We start from the raw sequence: 14,880 nt of genomic DNA, 5'->3' as shown, positions 1-14,880 counted from the left end.
GGAAGGACCACCGCATGATCACGTACGACGACGAGGTCATCTGCGCGCCCCGCGCCGGAACCCTCTACGACGTCCTCGAACTCATCCTCGACCGCGGCATGGTGATCGACGTCTTCGTGCGCGTCTCCCTGGTCGGCATCGAGATCCTCAAGGTGGACGCCCGCATCGTGGTCGCGAGCGTCGACACCTATCTGCGGTTCGCCGAGGCCTGCAACCGGCTGGACCTGGAGCACGACGCGCGCTCCAAGACCGTGCCCGAGCTGTTCGGCGGCCCGGTCGCCAAGTCCGTCGGCAGGGCGGGCGCGAAGCGGACGGCGCGCTCGCTGACCGACAAGGTGCGCGACGTCCTCGCGCCGGACGAGGAGACCGACGAGGAGACGGACGAGGAGGAGGCACTCCCCCGCGGGCGCTCCTCGGCACGGCGCCGTACCGAGGAGGACCGCCCGCGCGACCGACCCCGCCGCCGCACCCGTAGGGAGGACGCATGACCGCGCCCGTCACCACCACCGCCCGCGGCACCGAGCTGAAGTCGCTCTACGTCTACGGCATCACGCCCGCCGGGATCCGCGCCCCCCGCTCCCCCGGCGTCGACGGCGCCCCGGTGCGGCTGCTGACCGGCTCCGGCCTGTGCGCCGCGGTGTCGGACGCGCCGGCGCGGCTCCTGCCCCGGCGCCGCGACCTGCTGGCCCACCAGGCCGTCCTGGACGAACTGGCGGCACAGGGACCGCTGCTGCCCATGCGGTTCGCGGTGCTCAGCCCCCGGACCGACACCCTGCTCGCCCAACTGCGCGCCGACTCGTCCCACTTGACGCAGCAGCTCGAAGAGGTGCGGGGATGCGTCGAACTCAACGTCAAGGGCACGGTGGTGCCGGGCCACTTCGCCGATCTGGTACGCCGGGACGAGAGCCTGCGGTCCATGGCGCTGCGGACCCGGCGCCGTCCCGACTACGAGGCCAACGTCCGGCTGGGAGAGGCGCTCGCGCTCGGCGTACGCCGGGAGGCACGGCGCGCCGCGCGGGAGGTCCTGGACCGTCTGACGCCGCTGGCGGTGCGCACGGCCGGGGGCACGACCGACGGTGATCAGGTGCTCAGCGCGTCGTTCCTGCTGCGCGCGGGCGACGAGCGCCGGTTCCGGGAGGCGGTGGACGCGGGGGCCCGTGCCTGCGGGGACCGGCTGGCGCTCAGCGTGACCGGCCCCCTGCCCTGCTACAGCTTCGTCGAGCCGCGTCCCGCGGCGGCGGGGCGGTGACTCGGTGGGCATCGTGAGCGGGCTCCTGCTGCTGCCCCTCGCGCCGGTGCGCGGCACGACGTGGATCGCCGACCACCTGCTCCAGGAGGCCCGGCGTCAGTTCCACGACCCGCGTGCCGTGCAGGCGAGGCTGGCCGCGCTGAACCGGGCCCTGGACGAGGGCGCCATCGACGAGGCGGCCTTCGAACGGGAGGAGGAGCGGCTGCTCGCCCTCCTCGAACGCCGGGCCCGTCCGGCCCGACCGGGCGGCCGTACGACCACCATGGACCGAGCGCAGGGAAGGCACGCATGAGCGACAGCAAGACGGCCCTGGCGGCAGCCATGGCAGGCGGATACCTCCTGGGGCGCACGAAGAAGGCCAAGCTCGCCTTCGCGGTCGGCTCCTACCTCGCGGGGCGGCGCATCGGCCTGTCGCCGGGCGACCTGCTCTCCCAGGGACTGGGCGGGCTCCAGCAGGCGCCGCAGATCCGCGAACTCACCGAGCAGCTGCGCGGCGAGCTGCTGACCGCCGGGCGCGCGGCCGCCACCGCCGCGGCGAACCGGCGGCTCACCGGTCTCGCGGACTCCCTGCGCGACCGCACCGACGCGCTCACCGGCGAAGGCCGGGAGGACGACGGGGACGAGGAGGGCCCGGACGAGGACGCGGAGGACGAGGACGCCTACTTCGACGAGGAGGACGAGGAGGAGGACCGCGAGCCCGAGTCCGAGCCTGCGCCGCGTCGGCGTACGGCGAAGAAGGCTCCGCCGCGCAAGGCCGCGCCCCCCGCGAAGAAGACGGCCAAGAAGGCCGCGAAGAAGACGGCGAAGAGCACGGCGAAGAAGGCCGCGCCCGCGAAGAAGGCGGCTCCCGCGAAGAAGACCGCGAGTTCACGCAGGCGGGGAGGGGGACGCGGATGACCCCCGACCGACAGAACACGGACACGCCGTCCCCTCTCGGGGGCCTCAAGGACGCCCTCGGCGGGTACCTCTCCGCCCGGGGACACAGCCTCGTCGGCAAGGCGGGCGAACGGATCGGCGGCCTCACCGACCGCCTCACCGCCTCCGCGAACGGCAACGACGGTGGTAACGGGGGTGGCGGCAACGGCGGCGGCAACGGCGACTCCAAGCGCGGGGGCGGTGGCAAGAGCGGCGCTGGCAGTATCAAGGCGACGCACATCATGGAGGTCGTCGACATCGGCGTCCCCCTGCGCGTCGTCTACGACCAGTGGACCCAGCTCCAGGAGTTCAGCGACTTCACCAAGGGCGTCCGCAGCGTCAGCGCCGAGGACGAGGTGACGAGCAACTGGAACCTCAAGGTCGGCCCGTCCAGCCGTAGCTGGAAGGCGACCGTCCAGGAACAGGTCCCCGACGAGCGGATCGTGTGGACCTCCGAGGGCGCCAAGGGCAGCACGCGCGGCGCGGTCACCTTCCACGAGCTGGCGCCCCGGCTGACCCGGGTGGTGGTGGTCTGCGAGTACTACCCGTCGGGCTTCTTCGAGAAGACCGGCAACCTCTGGCGCGCCCAGGGCCGCCGGCTGCGGCTGGACCTGAAGCACTTCGCGCGGCACGTGACGCTGGTGGACGAGGAGGAGGTCGAGGGCTGGCGCGGGGAGATCCGTGACGGCGAGGTCGTCCGGACCCACGAGGAGGCCCTGGAGGAGGAGAACGGCGACGAGGAGGACGAGTACGCGGACGACGAGGAAGAAGACGAGGACCAGGACGAGTACGAGGACGGTGACTACGAGGACGATGACGAGGACGGTGCCTACGAGGACGATGAGGATGAAGAGGACGAGTACGAGGACGACGGCCGTGCCCGCCGACGCCGCTGACGGGGCGGGGAGCGCCCGGTGACCGACCTCGACCACCGGTACGCGGACCCGGACCCCCTGGCCTGTCCGCCCGCCACCGGCAGCCTCGCCGACCTCCTCGAACGGGTCCTCGACAAGGGCATCGTCATCGCCGGTGACATCAAGATCGACCTCCTCGACATCGAACTGCTCACCATCCGGCTGCGGCTGTTCATCGCCTCGGTGGACACCGCGAAGAAGGCGGGCATCGACTGGTGGGAGACCGACCCGGCGCTGTCGTCCCGGGCCGCGCGGGACGCTCTCGTCGAGGAGAACGCGCGCCTGCGGGCCCGGCTCGACGCCCTGGACGATGCCCTGGAGCACGACGAGGAAGACGGCGTGGCGGCCGCGGTCGAGGAGACGTCGGGAGCCGCCCGGTGAGCGCGGACGCGGGAGTGGAGCCCGGCATCGTCTGCGCCTTCGCCGTCACCGGCACCCTGCCGGACCCGGCCGCGCTCGCCTCGGCGACCGGCCACGAGGAGGGAGGCCCGCTGCGCGTGCTGGACGCGGGCGGCGGTCTGTGCCTGGTCGTCCAGGACGTCCCCGCGGCCCTGTTCGACGAGGAGGCCCTGACGGAACGCCTCAACCGGCCCATCGACCTGGAACGCTGCGCCCGCGCCCACCACAGGGCCGTCGAGGCCGCGGCGGGGCGGGGTGCGGTCGTACCCCTGCCGATGGCGACGCTGTACCGCGGCGACCGGTCGGCGGTGCGGGCCGTCCGCGACCGGCGGCCGGTGCTGGAGGCACTGCTCGACCGTCTCCGGAACCGCACCGAGTGGGCGGTGAAGGTGCACGCCGCCGAGGGAACGCCGGACGATCTCCCCACGGCCCCCGCCGACCCGGGCACCGGCTCCGGCTCCGGCTCCGGTGGCCGTGCCTACCTGAGCCGGGCCAGCGCACGGCGGCGCGACCGGCAGCAGGCGCACGGGAGGGCGCGGGCCGAGGCGGAGGCCGTCGACGCGGAGCTGCGGCGGTACGCCGTCGCCGCGACCCGGCACCGGCCGCAGAGCGAGCGGCTGACGGGCCGCCGCACCCCGCAACTCCTCAACGCCGCCTACCTGGTGGAGGACGCGGACCGCGCCGCCTTCACCCGCGCCCTGGCCGGGCTCACCGCCGAGGGGCGGCATCCTGCCGTACGGGCCGACGCGTCCGGACCGTGGATCCCGTACTCCTTCGCGCGCTGGGACGAGGAACCGGACGCCCGCCCCGGCCAGGAGGTCCCCGCATGACGGTCGCGGACACCCGTGCGCCGGGCCCGGCACCCGTACCGTGGGACGGTCCGGAGCCGTACGCGCCGGCCGGGGTGCCCCTAGTCGATCTGCTGGACCGGGTGCTGGCCACCGGGGTGGTGGTCAGCGGCGACCTGGTCCTGGCCATCGCGGACGTGCCGCTGGTGCGGATCTCCCTGCACGCGCTGCTGGCGTCGGTGACCGAGCGGATGCCCGCACCCTGGCCGGACAGCGGTCCGCTGTGACCGGGCGCCGGGAGCACGCCCTCGACCTGGACCCCGAGCGGGTCACGAACGACCTGGCCGCACTGGTGCTCACGGTCGTCGAGCTGCTGCGCCAGCTCATGGAGCGCCAGGCCGTGCGCCGCTTCGACGAGGGCACCCTCAGCGCCGGGCAGGAGGACCGGCTCGGCACGGCGCTCATGCTGCTCGACGAGCGGATGGACGACCTGTGCGCCCAGCACGGCCTGAGCCGTGCCGACCTGAACCTCGACCTGGGCCCGCTCGGTCCCCTCCTCGCCGACCCCGAGCCTTAGGGGCCGCGGGAAGGCACGGGCACCCCGCATGAGCGATCGCTATGATGGCGAAGAATCGCTCAAACGAACATTCACGGGTGGGGAGACCTGATGCGGGAGCCGGTCGATCTCAGGCGCCAGCGGATCCTGGCAGCGGTGCAGGCGCGCGGTACCGCGCGGGTGCGGGACCTCGCCGACGAGTTGCAGGTCTCGGTGGTCACCGTGCGCCGGGACGTGGAGGAGCTGACGCGTGAGGGCCGGCTGGCGCGTGGGCACGGGGTCGTCCGGTCCACGCTGCCGGACCGGGAGGCGCCCGTGGAGGCCGGCGGGGCGGCCGGGGACCGGGTGGCCGTGGTGGTTCCGGTGCGGCACTCGTACCTCACCGAGACCCTGCACGGCGCGCGCACGGTCCTGGAGGAGTCGGGGCTGCGCATCGCCCTGCACCTCGCGCCGCAGGCCTCCGGCGCCGAACGGCCCCTGGTGGAGCGGGCGCTGGCGGACGGCGCGCAGGGGCTGCTGATCGCCCCGCGCTGGCGCGGCCGGGCCGAGGAGGCCGCCGACCACGAGTGGCTCGCCGGTACCGGGGTGCCGACGGTGCTGATGGAGCGCCGCCCGTGGCGGGGCAGCGCGCTGCACGCCCTGGACTCGGTGTGCTCGGACCACTGGTACGGCGCGCACCTGGCGGTGGAGCACCTGGTGGGCCTCGGTCACCGGCGCATCGTGTTCGCCACGCGGCACGACAGCCCGACCGCCCGTTCGCTGCGCGCCGCGTTCACCGAGATCGCCGGGGCGCATCCCCTGATGGAGCGGTGGGCGTGGACCCTCGTCTCGCCGGAGGCCGGGGTGGACGGCCCCTACCCGGCGGACGAGACGGCCGAGCCGCCCGCGCTGATGCGCAAACTGGGGGCGACCGCCCTGGTGCTGCACGGCGACGTGGACGCGCTGATGATCGTCCAGCGGCTGGCGGAGGAGGGGGTGCGGGTGCCGGAGGACTGCTCGGTCGTGGCGTACGACGACGTGGTGGCCGGGCTGGGCTCGCCGCCACTGACGGCGGTGGCGCCGCCGAAGGCGGAGGTCGGACGCATGGCGGCGGAGCTGTTGCTCCAGCGGCTGTCGGAGCCCCCCGGGACCCGGCCGGGCCGGCGCGTCGAGCTGCTGCCGCGACTGATGGTGCGCGGATCGACCGACCGGCTCGTCGACCCCCCGACCGAGTGAGCGTTTGAGCGTTTCATTTTCTTCTGATCGATCTCTTGACCGTTTGGGTCGGGGCGTTCAGGATTCCCGTGTCCCGAACAGTCGTGGCCGCACCCCCGCGGACACGCAGGAGCCGCGGGAGGCGCCATGCCCGGACGACAGAGCCGTCGGTCCGTGCTCGCCGCGATGGCCGCCGTACCCCTGACAGGAGCCGTGAGCGCCTGCAGCGGGGGGAACGGAGCATCGTCGGCCCGCACCGGAACCACCACACGCGTCACCTTCTGGTCCGCCCTGCGCGGCAGCCAGGAGGTGGTCGACGCGTTCAACCGCACCCACCGCACCATCCAGGTCGACTTCCAGCAGATCCCCTCCGGCGGGCAGGGCGGTTACGCCAAGCTCAGCAACGCCGCCCGGGCGGGCAACGCGCCCGACGTCGCCACCATCGAGTATCCGCAGGTCCCGGGGTACGCCATCGACGGAGTCGCACGCGACATCACCGACCTGGTGAGCGACGGCCTGCGCCGCAAGCTGCTGCCGCAGGCGCTCGGACTGACCACCTTCGAGGACCGTGTGTTCGCCGTGCCGCTGGACGTCGAGCCCATGGTCATGCATTACCGCGCCGACCTGTTCGACCGCTACGGCCTCGACGTCGCGCGCACCTGGGACGAGTTCGCCGAGCAGGCCGCGACCGTGCGCCGCAAGACACCGGACCGGCGCCTGGTGCTCTTCCCGACCGACGGGATGACGCAGTTCGCCTGCTACGCCTGGCAGGCGGGCGCCCAGTGGTTCGACACCTCCAGGGGCGCCTGGAACGTGTCCCTCGCCGACGCGCCGTCCCGGCGGGTCGCGGACTACTGGCAGCGGCTGATCGACCGCGACCACGTCTTCATGAACGCGGTCGAGAGCAGGCAGTCCGACGCGCAGATCGGCAACGGGCTGGTCCTCACCCGGCTCAGCGGCGCGTGGGACGCCGGCGCGCAGATGAACGCGCGGCCCGGGCAGAAGGGCCAGTGGCGGATCGCGCCCATGCCGCAGTGGGACACGGGCACTCCGGCCACGGGCACGCACGGCGGGTCGACCTTCGCGGTCACCAAGGACAGCCGGCACCCCGAGGCCGCCATGGAGTTCATCGAGTGGCAGGTCTCCCACCCCGACGCGCTGCGGGCCCGCCTCTCCAGCGGCACCAGCAGCCAGTACCCGGCCGCACCCGGCCTGGTGTCGGTGGGACGGGATGCCTTCGACCGTTCGTACTACGGCGGGCAGGACATCTACACCTTGTTCGAGCAGGAGGCCGAGAAGATCGGCGAGCAGTGGCTGTGGGGGCCGAGGATGAGCGCGACCCAGAAGGTCATGCAGGACTCCTTCGCCCGCGTCGGCGGCGGCCAGGGCAGCCTCGTCGCATCGCTGCGCACCGCGCAGGAGGGCACCATGCCCGACCTCAGGGCCCTCGGCCTGTCCACCACCCAGCGCAGCACCTGAGCCGACGAAAGGCAGGTGACACCCATGACCACGACGACCCACTCCCGGGTGCCGGCCGGCGCGACCCGCGCCGCTGCCCCGGAGCCCTCCGCCTCCGGCATCCGTGCCCGCAGAGCCGCCAAGCGGCGCCAACTGGCCGCCTGCGGCGTCCTGATGACGCCGTTCTTCGCCCTGCTGGTCACCGTCTTCCTGATCCCTGTCGGCACCGCCGTCTACCTCAGCTTCTTCAGCGACGACCAGCCCGGGCTCGGCTTCGGCCCCGAGCGCACGGTCTTCGTCGGACTGCGCTCCTACGGCGCCGTGCTCACCGACCCCACCTTCCTCGGCGGGCTCGGCACGGTCGCCCTGTACTGCCTGATCTACCTCCCGTTGATGGTCGTCGGCGCGCTCGTCCTCGCCCTGCTGCTGGACTCCGGCGTGGTCCGGCTGCGCGCCTTCGCCCAGCTCGGACTGTTCCTGCCGCACGCCGTGCCCGGCATCATCGCCGCGCTGATCTGGCTGTACCTGTACACACCCGGCATCAGTCCGGTGATCGAGCTGTTCGCGAAGGGCGACATCACGATCGACTTCCTGGGCGTGCACACGGTGATCCCGTCCATCGTGAACATCGCGCTGTGGAGCAACCTCGGCTACAACATGGTGGTCTTCTACGCCGCTCTCCAGGCCGTGCCGCGCGAGGTGATCGAGGCGTCCGTCGTGGACGGCGCGGGGCCGGTGCGCACCGCGCTCCAGGTCAAGACGCCGCTGGTGCGGGCGTCCATCGTGATGGTGTCGATCTTCACCCTGATCTGGGCGCTCCAGCTGTTCACCGAGCCGATGCTGCTCAGCCAGTCCTCCCCGATGATCAGCTCCCGGTTCTCGCCCAGCATGTACATCTACGACGCGGCCTTCACCCGCAACAACTACAGTCTCGCGGCGGCCGCCTCGGTCGTCCTGCTGGTGTGCACCATCGCCCTGTCCTACGGCGTCACCCGCTTCACCAGCCGCGCCGACGCCGAGGAGGCCCGATGAGCGCCACCGACAGTTCGCTGCTCCGCCCGAGACTGCTCGGCCGGCTCACGGTCAACGTGGTCGTCGCCGTCTCCGTCCTCTACACACTGCTGCCCGTGCTGTGGCTGGTGCTCGCCTCGAGCAAGACCCGGGACGCCCTGTTCAGCAGCGACCTGCTCTCCCTGAGCGACTTCTCGTTCCTCCAGAACCTCGGCGACCTGTTCGCCATGGACGGCGGGCTGTACGGCCGCTGGTACGTCAACAGCCTGCTGTACGCCGTCCTGGGGGCGGCCCTGGGCGCGCTGGTGAGCGTGGCCTGCGGCTACGCCTTCGACAAGTACCGGTTCCGGCACAAGGAGAAGCTGTTCGGGCTGGTGCTGGCCGCGGTCATGGTGCCGCAGACGGTCCTCGCGCTGCCGCTGTACCTGATGGCGTCCGAGGCCGGCCTGGTGAACACCTTCTGGGCGGTGTTCATCCCGGTGCTGTTCAACCCGTTCGGCGTCTACCTGGGCCGGATCTTCGCGCGGGGCTACGTGCCCGACGAGGTGCTGGAGGCGGCGCGCGTGGACGGGGCGGGCGAGCTGACCACGTACGTCCGGGTGGCGCTGCGGATGCTGGGTCCGGGCCTGATCACCGTCTTCCTCTTCCAGCTGACCGCGATCTGGAACAACTTCTTCCTGCCCATGGTGATGTTGTCCGACCAGGACCTGTATCCCGTCAGTCTCGGCCTGTACCAGTGGAACAGTTCGGCGTCCGTGTCGCCGGAGTACTACCCCGTGGTGATCATGGGTTCACTGCTCGCCGTACTGCCGCTCATCCTCGCCTTCGTGCTGCTCCAGCGATTCTGGCGCAGCGGCCTGACCGCCGGAGCCGTCAAGTGACCCCGTACGCCCCCGGCCCCGGCTTCCGGCCCCGTGCCGCCGTGGCCATGTCCCCGGACGCCGCCTCGGCCGTCCTCGACCCCCAGTCGCTCGGCGCGTTCCGCCGGGTGTGCGAACTCGCGCCGTTCCCGGTGCTGGACGACCTGTCCACCCCGCGGGCCCGGTCGGTGCTGGCCGACGTGGACCTGCTGGTCACCGGCTGGGGCTGTCCGCCGCTGGACGCGGACGTGCTGCGGGCGGCCCCGGCGCTGCGGGCCGTGGTGCACACGGCGGGCAGTGTCCGCGGGCATGTCACCGACGCGTGCTGGGAGCGGGGCGTCGAGGTCTCCTCGGCCGCCGCGGCCAACGCGCTGCCGGTCGCGGAGTACACCCTGGGCATGATCCTGCTCAGCGGCAAGCGGGTGCTGGAGCGGGCCCGCGACTACCGGGCCACCCGGACCCGGGGCAACTGGCTGCGCACCTCGCGCGGCGTCGGCAACTACCGGCGCACGGTCGGCATCCTGTCGGCCTCGCTGATCGGCCGCCGGGTCGTGGAACTGCTGCGGCCGCACGACATCGGCGTACTGCTGCACGACCCGTACGTGAGCGACGCGGAGGCCGCCGAACTGGGCGTGGAACGCGTCGAGTTGCCGGAACTGTTCGCGCGCTGCGACACCGTCAGCGTGCACACCCCGCTGCTGCCCACCACCCGCGGGCTGGTCGGCCGCGGGCTGATCGAGTCGATGCCGGCCGACGCGGTGCTGATCAACACCTCCCGCGGGGCGGTCGTCGACCAGGAGGCGCTCACCGACGCCGTCGTGGCCGGCCGGATCCGGGCCGTGCTGGACGTCACCGACCCCGAGGCGCTGCCGCCGGACCATCCGCTGTGGGACTGCGAGCACGCCCTGATCACCCCGCACCTCGCCGGCTCCGAGGGCAACGAGTGGCGCCGCCTGGCCGACCTCGCGCTCGCCGAGACGACCCGCTGGGCGTCCGGAGCCGGCTTCCTCCATCCCGTACGACGCGAAAGGCTGGCGTTCCTGGCATGAGCATCCCGTTCGAACTGCCCACCGAGGACCGTGTGCCGAGCCCGTACACCGGCTGGACCCGGGCTCACTGGGAGGCCGTCGCCGACGGGCTGCTGTGGGCCGCGTGGCGCTGGAGCACCCCGGGCTGCGCCCTGCTCGACCTGCCGGGACGCCCGTCGCGTTCCGGTGTGCGCTCCGACGGCCTGGAAGGCTTCGCGCGGACGTTCCTCGCGGCCGCCTTCCGGGTCGCGGGCGCCGACGGCGCGGACCCGCACGACTGGCTGGGCCGCTACGCGCGCGGCCTCGCCTCGGGCACCCTGACCCCCGGCCGCGACGACGCCGAGTCCTGGCCGCTGATCCTCGACCACGAGGTGCAGGGCCAGCCGATGGTCGAGTCGGCGTCGGTCGCGCTCGGGCTGCGGCTGACCGCGCCTTGGCTGTGGAAGAACCTCGACGCCGGGGTCCAGGACCGGGTCGAGGAGTGGCTGCGCGGCGCGCTGCGGCACGTGCCCGCCCCGAACAACTGGTACCTGTTCCCGTACACGGTCGCCGGGTTCCTGGAGTCGGTCGGCCGCGGCGACGCGGAGACGGCCGCGGCACGGGAGCGGGCGCTGGAGCTGATGGAGGGCTGGTACCGGGGCGGGGGCTGGTACGCCGACGGCGACGGTCGCGCCTTCGACCACTACAACGGCTGGGCGCTGCACCTGTACCCGGTGCTCGACGCCCACCTCGGCGGCGACGCCGACGCCCTCGGAAGGTACGGGGACCGCCTCCGTGCCCACCTGGACGGGTTCGCCCTGATGTTCGGCGCCGACGGCGCGCCGCTGCACTACGGCCGCTCGCTCACCTACCGCTTCGCGGCGTCGTCCGCCGTGGGCCTGGGCGCGCTGACCGGGCACACCCCGCTGTCGCCGGGTGCCTCGCGGCGGCTGGTGAGCGGCAGCCTGCGCTACTTCACGGACCGCGGGGCGCTGAGCGACGAGGGGCTGCTGAGCCTGGGGTGGTTCGGCCCGCACGAGGCGACGCTTCAACCGTACTCGGGCCCGGCCTCCCCGTACTGGGCGTCGAAGGCGTTCGTGTCGCTCCTCGCCCCGGCCGGCCACCCGCTGTGGACGGCGCCCGAGGAGCCGGCGCCGGTGGAGGAGGCGGACCGCGTGCTCGCCCTCGCGGCGCCGGGGCTGCTGGTGCAGTCGACGCGCGAGGACGGGATCGTCCGGCTGCACAACCACGGCAGCGACCATGTCCGGCCGCACGAGGGCGAGTCCGCGGACCAGGACGACCCGCACTACGGCCGGCAGGCCTACTCGACCCGGACCGGGCCCACGGCCGGGGAGAACGCCGCGGACAACCACCTGTCGGTGGAGGTGGGCGGCCGGGGCAGCGTCCGGCGCCGCATCCACCCGCTCGGCGTCGGGCAGGGCGACGGCTGGGGCTGGGCGGCGTCCTGGCACCGGCCCGTCTTCACCGGCGGCGCCCCGATGGTGCCGGGGCTGCGGGTGGAGAGCGTGACGGTGGCCCGGGGTCCGTACGAACTGCGGGTGCACCGGGTCGTCGGGGCGCCGCGGGGGGCGCGGGTCACGCACACCGGGTGGGCCACCGGCCCCGAGGAGCCCCTGGTCTCCGCGCTGCACGGACTGCACGGCTGGCTGCCCGGGACGGAGACGGTGCGTGCCCCGCAGGGCACGGCGTACGTGCCGTGGGCCGAGCTTCCCCGGCTGTCCGGCGAGGCGGGCGGGACCTCCCTGCACGTCTGCCTGGCGGCACTCACCGGTGAGCCGGTGAACGTGCCGATCGCCGAGGCCGTCACGGCGGTCGTGCCGGGTGAGAGCCACGTCGACGTGGTCTGGGCGGACGACGGCGGCCGTACCCGGGTCTCGTTCGGTCCGGTGGCGGTGACCCACTCCGCCAACTAGGACGTCCGCGCGGGTTCCGACAGCACGCGCAGGGCGCCGGGCAGTACCCGGGCGGTGACGGGGACGGCGGCCTCGACCTCTCCGTCGGCGCCGTAGGGTATCGCCCGGTCCGCCTCGATGCGGATCTCCCTGCCGCGCAGGACGCGGACCTGCGGGCGGTGGACGTGGGCGCCGGTCTCGAGTTCGTTCATCAGCTTGAAGAACAGCCACCGCGGCGCGTCGTGGATCATCACCACCTCCAGCAGACCGTCGTCCACCTCGGCCGCGGGCGCGATGAGCCGGTTGAAGCCGTAGTAGCCGGAGTTGGCGGCCACCACGGTGTAGCCGGTGAAGGCGTGCTCCGCGCCGTCGACCGTGACCCGGTAGCGGGTCGGACGCCAGCCGGCGACGGCGCGCAGCGCGCCCGCGTAGTAGGAGGCGGTGCCGCGCAGCAGGCGCGCGCTGTTGGCGTGGTGGTTGGCGAGCGCGTCGACCCCGGCGTAGACGCTGCCGAGCACGATGACGCGGTCGTGGACCGCCGAGGTGACCTCGATGGTGTCGACGGAGCGGGGTTCGCCGTCGAGCAGTACCCGGGCGAGCCCGGCCGGGTCGGTGGGCAGCTTCAGCGCGCGGGCGAAGTCGTTGCCGCGCCCGGCGGGGACGAGCCCGAGCAGGGCCCCGGTGCCGCTGAGCGCGCCGCCGATCCCGCCCGCCATCCCGTCGCCGCCGACGGCGAGCACCACCCGGCCGCGTTCACCGGCGCGCCGGGCGAGTTCCCGGGCGTGCGCGAGGCTGTGGCTGTACTCGGTCTCCAGCCCGGCGCCCGCCTCCCGCAGCAGCCGGGCCACCCCGAGCAGCGCGGCGGCCGAGGTGGCGCCGCCCGCGGTGGGATTGACGACGGCGGTGAACTGTCGCATCGATGTGCCTCCGGGCTGACGGATGGTGCCGGACTGTTGTCTCACGGGTGCGCGGGGTGCCGGTCGGCGGGGTCAGTCCGCCGGCAGCAGAACGCCCGGACTGAGCACGCCGGCGGGGTCCAGGCCGCGCTTGACCGCGCGCAGCGCCGCGATGCCGAGGGGGCCGGCCTCCTGGACGTACCAGTCACGGTGGTCGGTGCCGACGCCGTGGTGGTGGGTGATGGTGCCGCCCGCGGCGAGGATCGCCTCGTTGGCCGCGTGCTTGGCGCGGGTCCAGTGCGCCACGGCGTCGTCGCCCTGGGCGGAGACGACGGTGAAGTAGAGGGAGGCGCCGTTCTCGTAGACGTGCGAGATGTGGCACATGACCAGCGGCGGGGTGCCGGCGTCGGTGAGGGTACCGGTGAGCGCGTCGCGGACGGCGGCGTAGAGGGCGGGGACGCGGGACCAGTAGGTCGCGGTCTCCAGGGTCTCGGCGAGCGCCCCGGCGTCGAGCAGGGAGTCCCGCAGGTACGGCGCCGAGTAGCGGCCGTGGGCCCAGCGCTCCCCCGGCTCCTCGCCCGCGAAGGTGCCCCCGCTCTCGCGCAGGACGGCGGCGGCCTCCTCGCGGCGGTGGGCGGTGTCCGCCTCGGTGCCCTCGAAGCCGACGACGGCCAGGCATCCGGCGTCCTGCCGGTCGAGGGAGGAGCCGAGGGCGTCGGGCTGGGCGAGGCCGATCAGGGTCTCGGTCTCGTCGGAGAGCCGCAGCACCGTGGGGCGCGGGCCGTCCTGGGCGAGCCTGCGCAGTGCGGCGGCGCCCGCGTCGAAGGAGGCGAAGCGCCAGCCCTCGTAGCGGCGGACCTCGGGAACGGGCCGCACGCGGACGGTGACGGAGGTGATGACGCCGAAGGCGCCCTCCGAGCCCAGCACGAGCTGGCGCAGGTCGGGTCCGGCGGCCGAGCGCGGGGCGCGGCCGGTGACGAGGGTGCCTTCGGGGGTGGCGAGGGTGAGGCCGAGGACCATCTCGTCGAAGCGGCCGTAGCCGGCGGAGGCCTGCCCGCTGGAGCGGGTGGCGGCGAAGCCGCCGATGGTGGCCCACTCGTAGGACTGCGGGAAGTGGCCGAGGGTGTACCCGTGCGCGGCGAGCAGCGCCTCGGCCTCGGGGGCGCGCAGGCCGGGTTGCAGGCGGGCGGTGCGGGAGACCTCGTCGAGTTCGAGCAGGCGGTTCATGCGGCGCAGGTCGAGGGCGACGAAGGCGCCGCGGTGCCCGGGGGCGAGGCCGCCCACCACCGAGGTGCCGCCGCCGAAGGGGACGACGGGCAGCCGGTGTTCGGCGCAGGTCTCCAGCACGGCCAGCACCTCGTCGTGGCCGTCGGGCAGGATCACGGCGGCCGGGGTGTCGGTGACGTCGCCGGTCCGCATCAGCAGCAGGTCGGGGGTGGACTTGCCGCGGGTGTGCCGCACGCGGGTCTCCGCGTCGGTGCGCACGTCGTCCGCACGGCCGCCGACCGCGGCCGTGAGGGCCCGGCGGGCGGCCTCGTCCAGGGGCGAGGCGGGGACGTCGATCTCCGCCAGCGGGAGCGGGGCGGCGTCGCGGGGCTTGACGCCGAGCAGTTCGCGCAGCAGCCCGGTCACCGTGTCCGGCAGCGGTGTCGCCCTGGCCGGGTCGCCCCAGCCGTTCCACAGCATGTCCATGGCCTGTCGTCCTCACGGTCGCTTCGGG

At 73.7% G+C, this 14,880-nt stretch carries 17 protein-coding genes; 15 read left to right on the top strand and 2 right to left on the bottom strand.

The annotated features are described in order from the left end of the window. Positions 1–14: 14 nt before the first annotated feature. The 15 genes from ACGF3J_RS23005 (at position 15) to ACGF3J_RS22935 (ending at position 12,285) form a co-directional block, all read left to right on the top strand. On the top strand, positions 15–488 hold the full coding sequence (locus ACGF3J_RS23005; protein ID WP_393854589.1) for a gas vesicle structural protein GvpA: 474 nt from the start codon (positions 15–17) through the stop codon (positions 486–488). Further along, entirely contained in the window at positions 485–1,249 is a 765-nt protein-coding gene (locus tag ACGF3J_RS23000) for a GvpL/GvpF family gas vesicle protein (RefSeq protein WP_393854588.1), read from the top strand. Before ACGF3J_RS23005 ends, ACGF3J_RS23000 begins: the two co-directional genes overlap by 4 nt. 4 nt (positions 1,250–1,253) lie before the next feature. After that, a complete protein-coding gene (locus tag ACGF3J_RS22995; RefSeq protein WP_393854587.1) occupies positions 1,254–1,541 on the top strand; it encodes a gas vesicle protein GvpG in 288 nt (95 codons plus the stop codon). Further along, positions 1,538–2,146 carry a hypothetical protein gene (locus ACGF3J_RS22990; RefSeq protein WP_393854586.1) on the top strand — a complete coding sequence of 203 codons (609 nt, stop codon included), beginning with the start codon at positions 1,538–1,540 and terminating at the stop codon, positions 2,144–2,146. The genes ACGF3J_RS22995 and ACGF3J_RS22990 overlap by 4 nt, the downstream gene beginning before the upstream one ends. Continuing rightward, positions 2,143–3,060: an SRPBCC family protein gene (locus tag ACGF3J_RS22985; protein WP_393854585.1), complete on the top strand. Its 918-nt coding sequence runs from the start codon at positions 2,143–2,145 to the stop codon at positions 3,058–3,060. The genes ACGF3J_RS22990 and ACGF3J_RS22985 overlap by 4 nt, the downstream gene beginning before the upstream one ends. 18 nt (positions 3,061–3,078) lie before the next feature. Next, positions 3,079–3,459 carry a gas vesicle protein gene (locus tag ACGF3J_RS22980; RefSeq protein ID WP_352153880.1) on the top strand — a complete coding sequence of 127 codons (381 nt, stop codon included), beginning with the start codon at positions 3,079–3,081 and terminating at the stop codon, positions 3,457–3,459. Continuing rightward, positions 3,456–4,307, top strand: coding sequence for a GvpL/GvpF family gas vesicle protein (locus ACGF3J_RS22975; RefSeq protein ID WP_393854584.1), 852 nt, complete (start codon positions 3,456–3,458; stop codon positions 4,305–4,307). Before ACGF3J_RS22980 ends, ACGF3J_RS22975 begins: the two co-directional genes overlap by 4 nt. Beyond that, entirely contained in the window at positions 4,304–4,552 is a 249-nt protein-coding gene (locus ACGF3J_RS22970) for a gas vesicle protein (RefSeq protein WP_393854583.1), read from the top strand. Before ACGF3J_RS22975 ends, ACGF3J_RS22970 begins: the two co-directional genes overlap by 4 nt. Next, a complete protein-coding gene (locus ACGF3J_RS22965) occupies positions 4,549–4,842 on the top strand; it encodes a gas vesicle protein K (protein ID WP_393854582.1) in 294 nt (97 codons plus the stop codon). Before ACGF3J_RS22970 ends, ACGF3J_RS22965 begins: the two co-directional genes overlap by 4 nt. A gap of 90 nt (positions 4,843–4,932) precedes the next feature. After that, the gene (locus ACGF3J_RS22960) at positions 4,933–6,036 is read left to right on the top strand and encodes a substrate-binding domain-containing protein (protein WP_393854581.1); all 1,104 of its coding nucleotides are present in this window, start codon (positions 4,933–4,935) and stop codon (positions 6,034–6,036) included. A gap of 126 nt (positions 6,037–6,162) precedes the next feature. After that, positions 6,163–7,494: an ABC transporter substrate-binding protein gene (locus tag ACGF3J_RS22955; protein WP_161330573.1), complete on the top strand. Its 1,332-nt coding sequence runs from the start codon at positions 6,163–6,165 to the stop codon at positions 7,492–7,494. A gap of 24 nt (positions 7,495–7,518) precedes the next feature. Further along, positions 7,519–8,505 carry a carbohydrate ABC transporter permease gene (locus ACGF3J_RS22950; protein ID WP_161330572.1) on the top strand — a complete coding sequence of 329 codons (987 nt, stop codon included), beginning with the start codon at positions 7,519–7,521 and terminating at the stop codon, positions 8,503–8,505. After that, positions 8,502–9,365 carry a carbohydrate ABC transporter permease gene (locus tag ACGF3J_RS22945; RefSeq protein ID WP_122619129.1) on the top strand — a complete coding sequence of 288 codons (864 nt, stop codon included), beginning with the start codon at positions 8,502–8,504 and terminating at the stop codon, positions 9,363–9,365. The genes ACGF3J_RS22950 and ACGF3J_RS22945 overlap by 4 nt, the downstream gene beginning before the upstream one ends. Next, positions 9,362–10,393, top strand: a complete 1,032-nt coding sequence (locus ACGF3J_RS22940) for a hydroxyacid dehydrogenase (RefSeq protein ID WP_393854580.1) — start codon at positions 9,362–9,364, stop codon at positions 10,391–10,393. Before ACGF3J_RS22945 ends, ACGF3J_RS22940 begins: the two co-directional genes overlap by 4 nt. Next, complete coding sequence (locus ACGF3J_RS22935) at positions 10,390–12,285, top strand: DUF2264 domain-containing protein (protein ID WP_393854579.1); 1,896 nt, start codon at positions 10,390–10,392, stop codon at positions 12,283–12,285. Before ACGF3J_RS22940 ends, ACGF3J_RS22935 begins: the two co-directional genes overlap by 4 nt. Here the strand turns inward: ACGF3J_RS22935 and ACGF3J_RS22930 are convergent. Both ACGF3J_RS22930 and ACGF3J_RS22925 read right to left on the bottom strand, forming a co-directional pair. Continuing rightward, positions 12,282–13,181 carry a diacylglycerol kinase family protein gene (locus ACGF3J_RS22930; protein ID WP_393854578.1) on the bottom strand — a complete coding sequence of 300 codons (900 nt, stop codon included), beginning with the start codon at positions 13,179–13,181 and terminating at the stop codon, positions 12,282–12,284. The genes ACGF3J_RS22935 and ACGF3J_RS22930 overlap by 4 nt on opposite strands. Before the next feature lie 72 nt (positions 13,182–13,253). Next, entirely contained in the window at positions 13,254–14,852 is a 1,599-nt protein-coding gene (locus ACGF3J_RS22925) for an FAD-binding oxidoreductase (protein WP_161327813.1), read from the bottom strand. Between the last annotated feature and the right edge of the window lie 28 nt (positions 14,853–14,880).

The organism is Streptomyces sp. NPDC048171, from assembly GCF_043202655.1.
Lineage (GTDB): Bacteria > Actinomycetota > Actinomycetes > Streptomycetales > Streptomycetaceae > Streptomyces.
The sequence above is the reverse complement of the archived record's forward strand: the minus strand, read 5'-3'. Positions and strand labels throughout refer to the sequence as shown.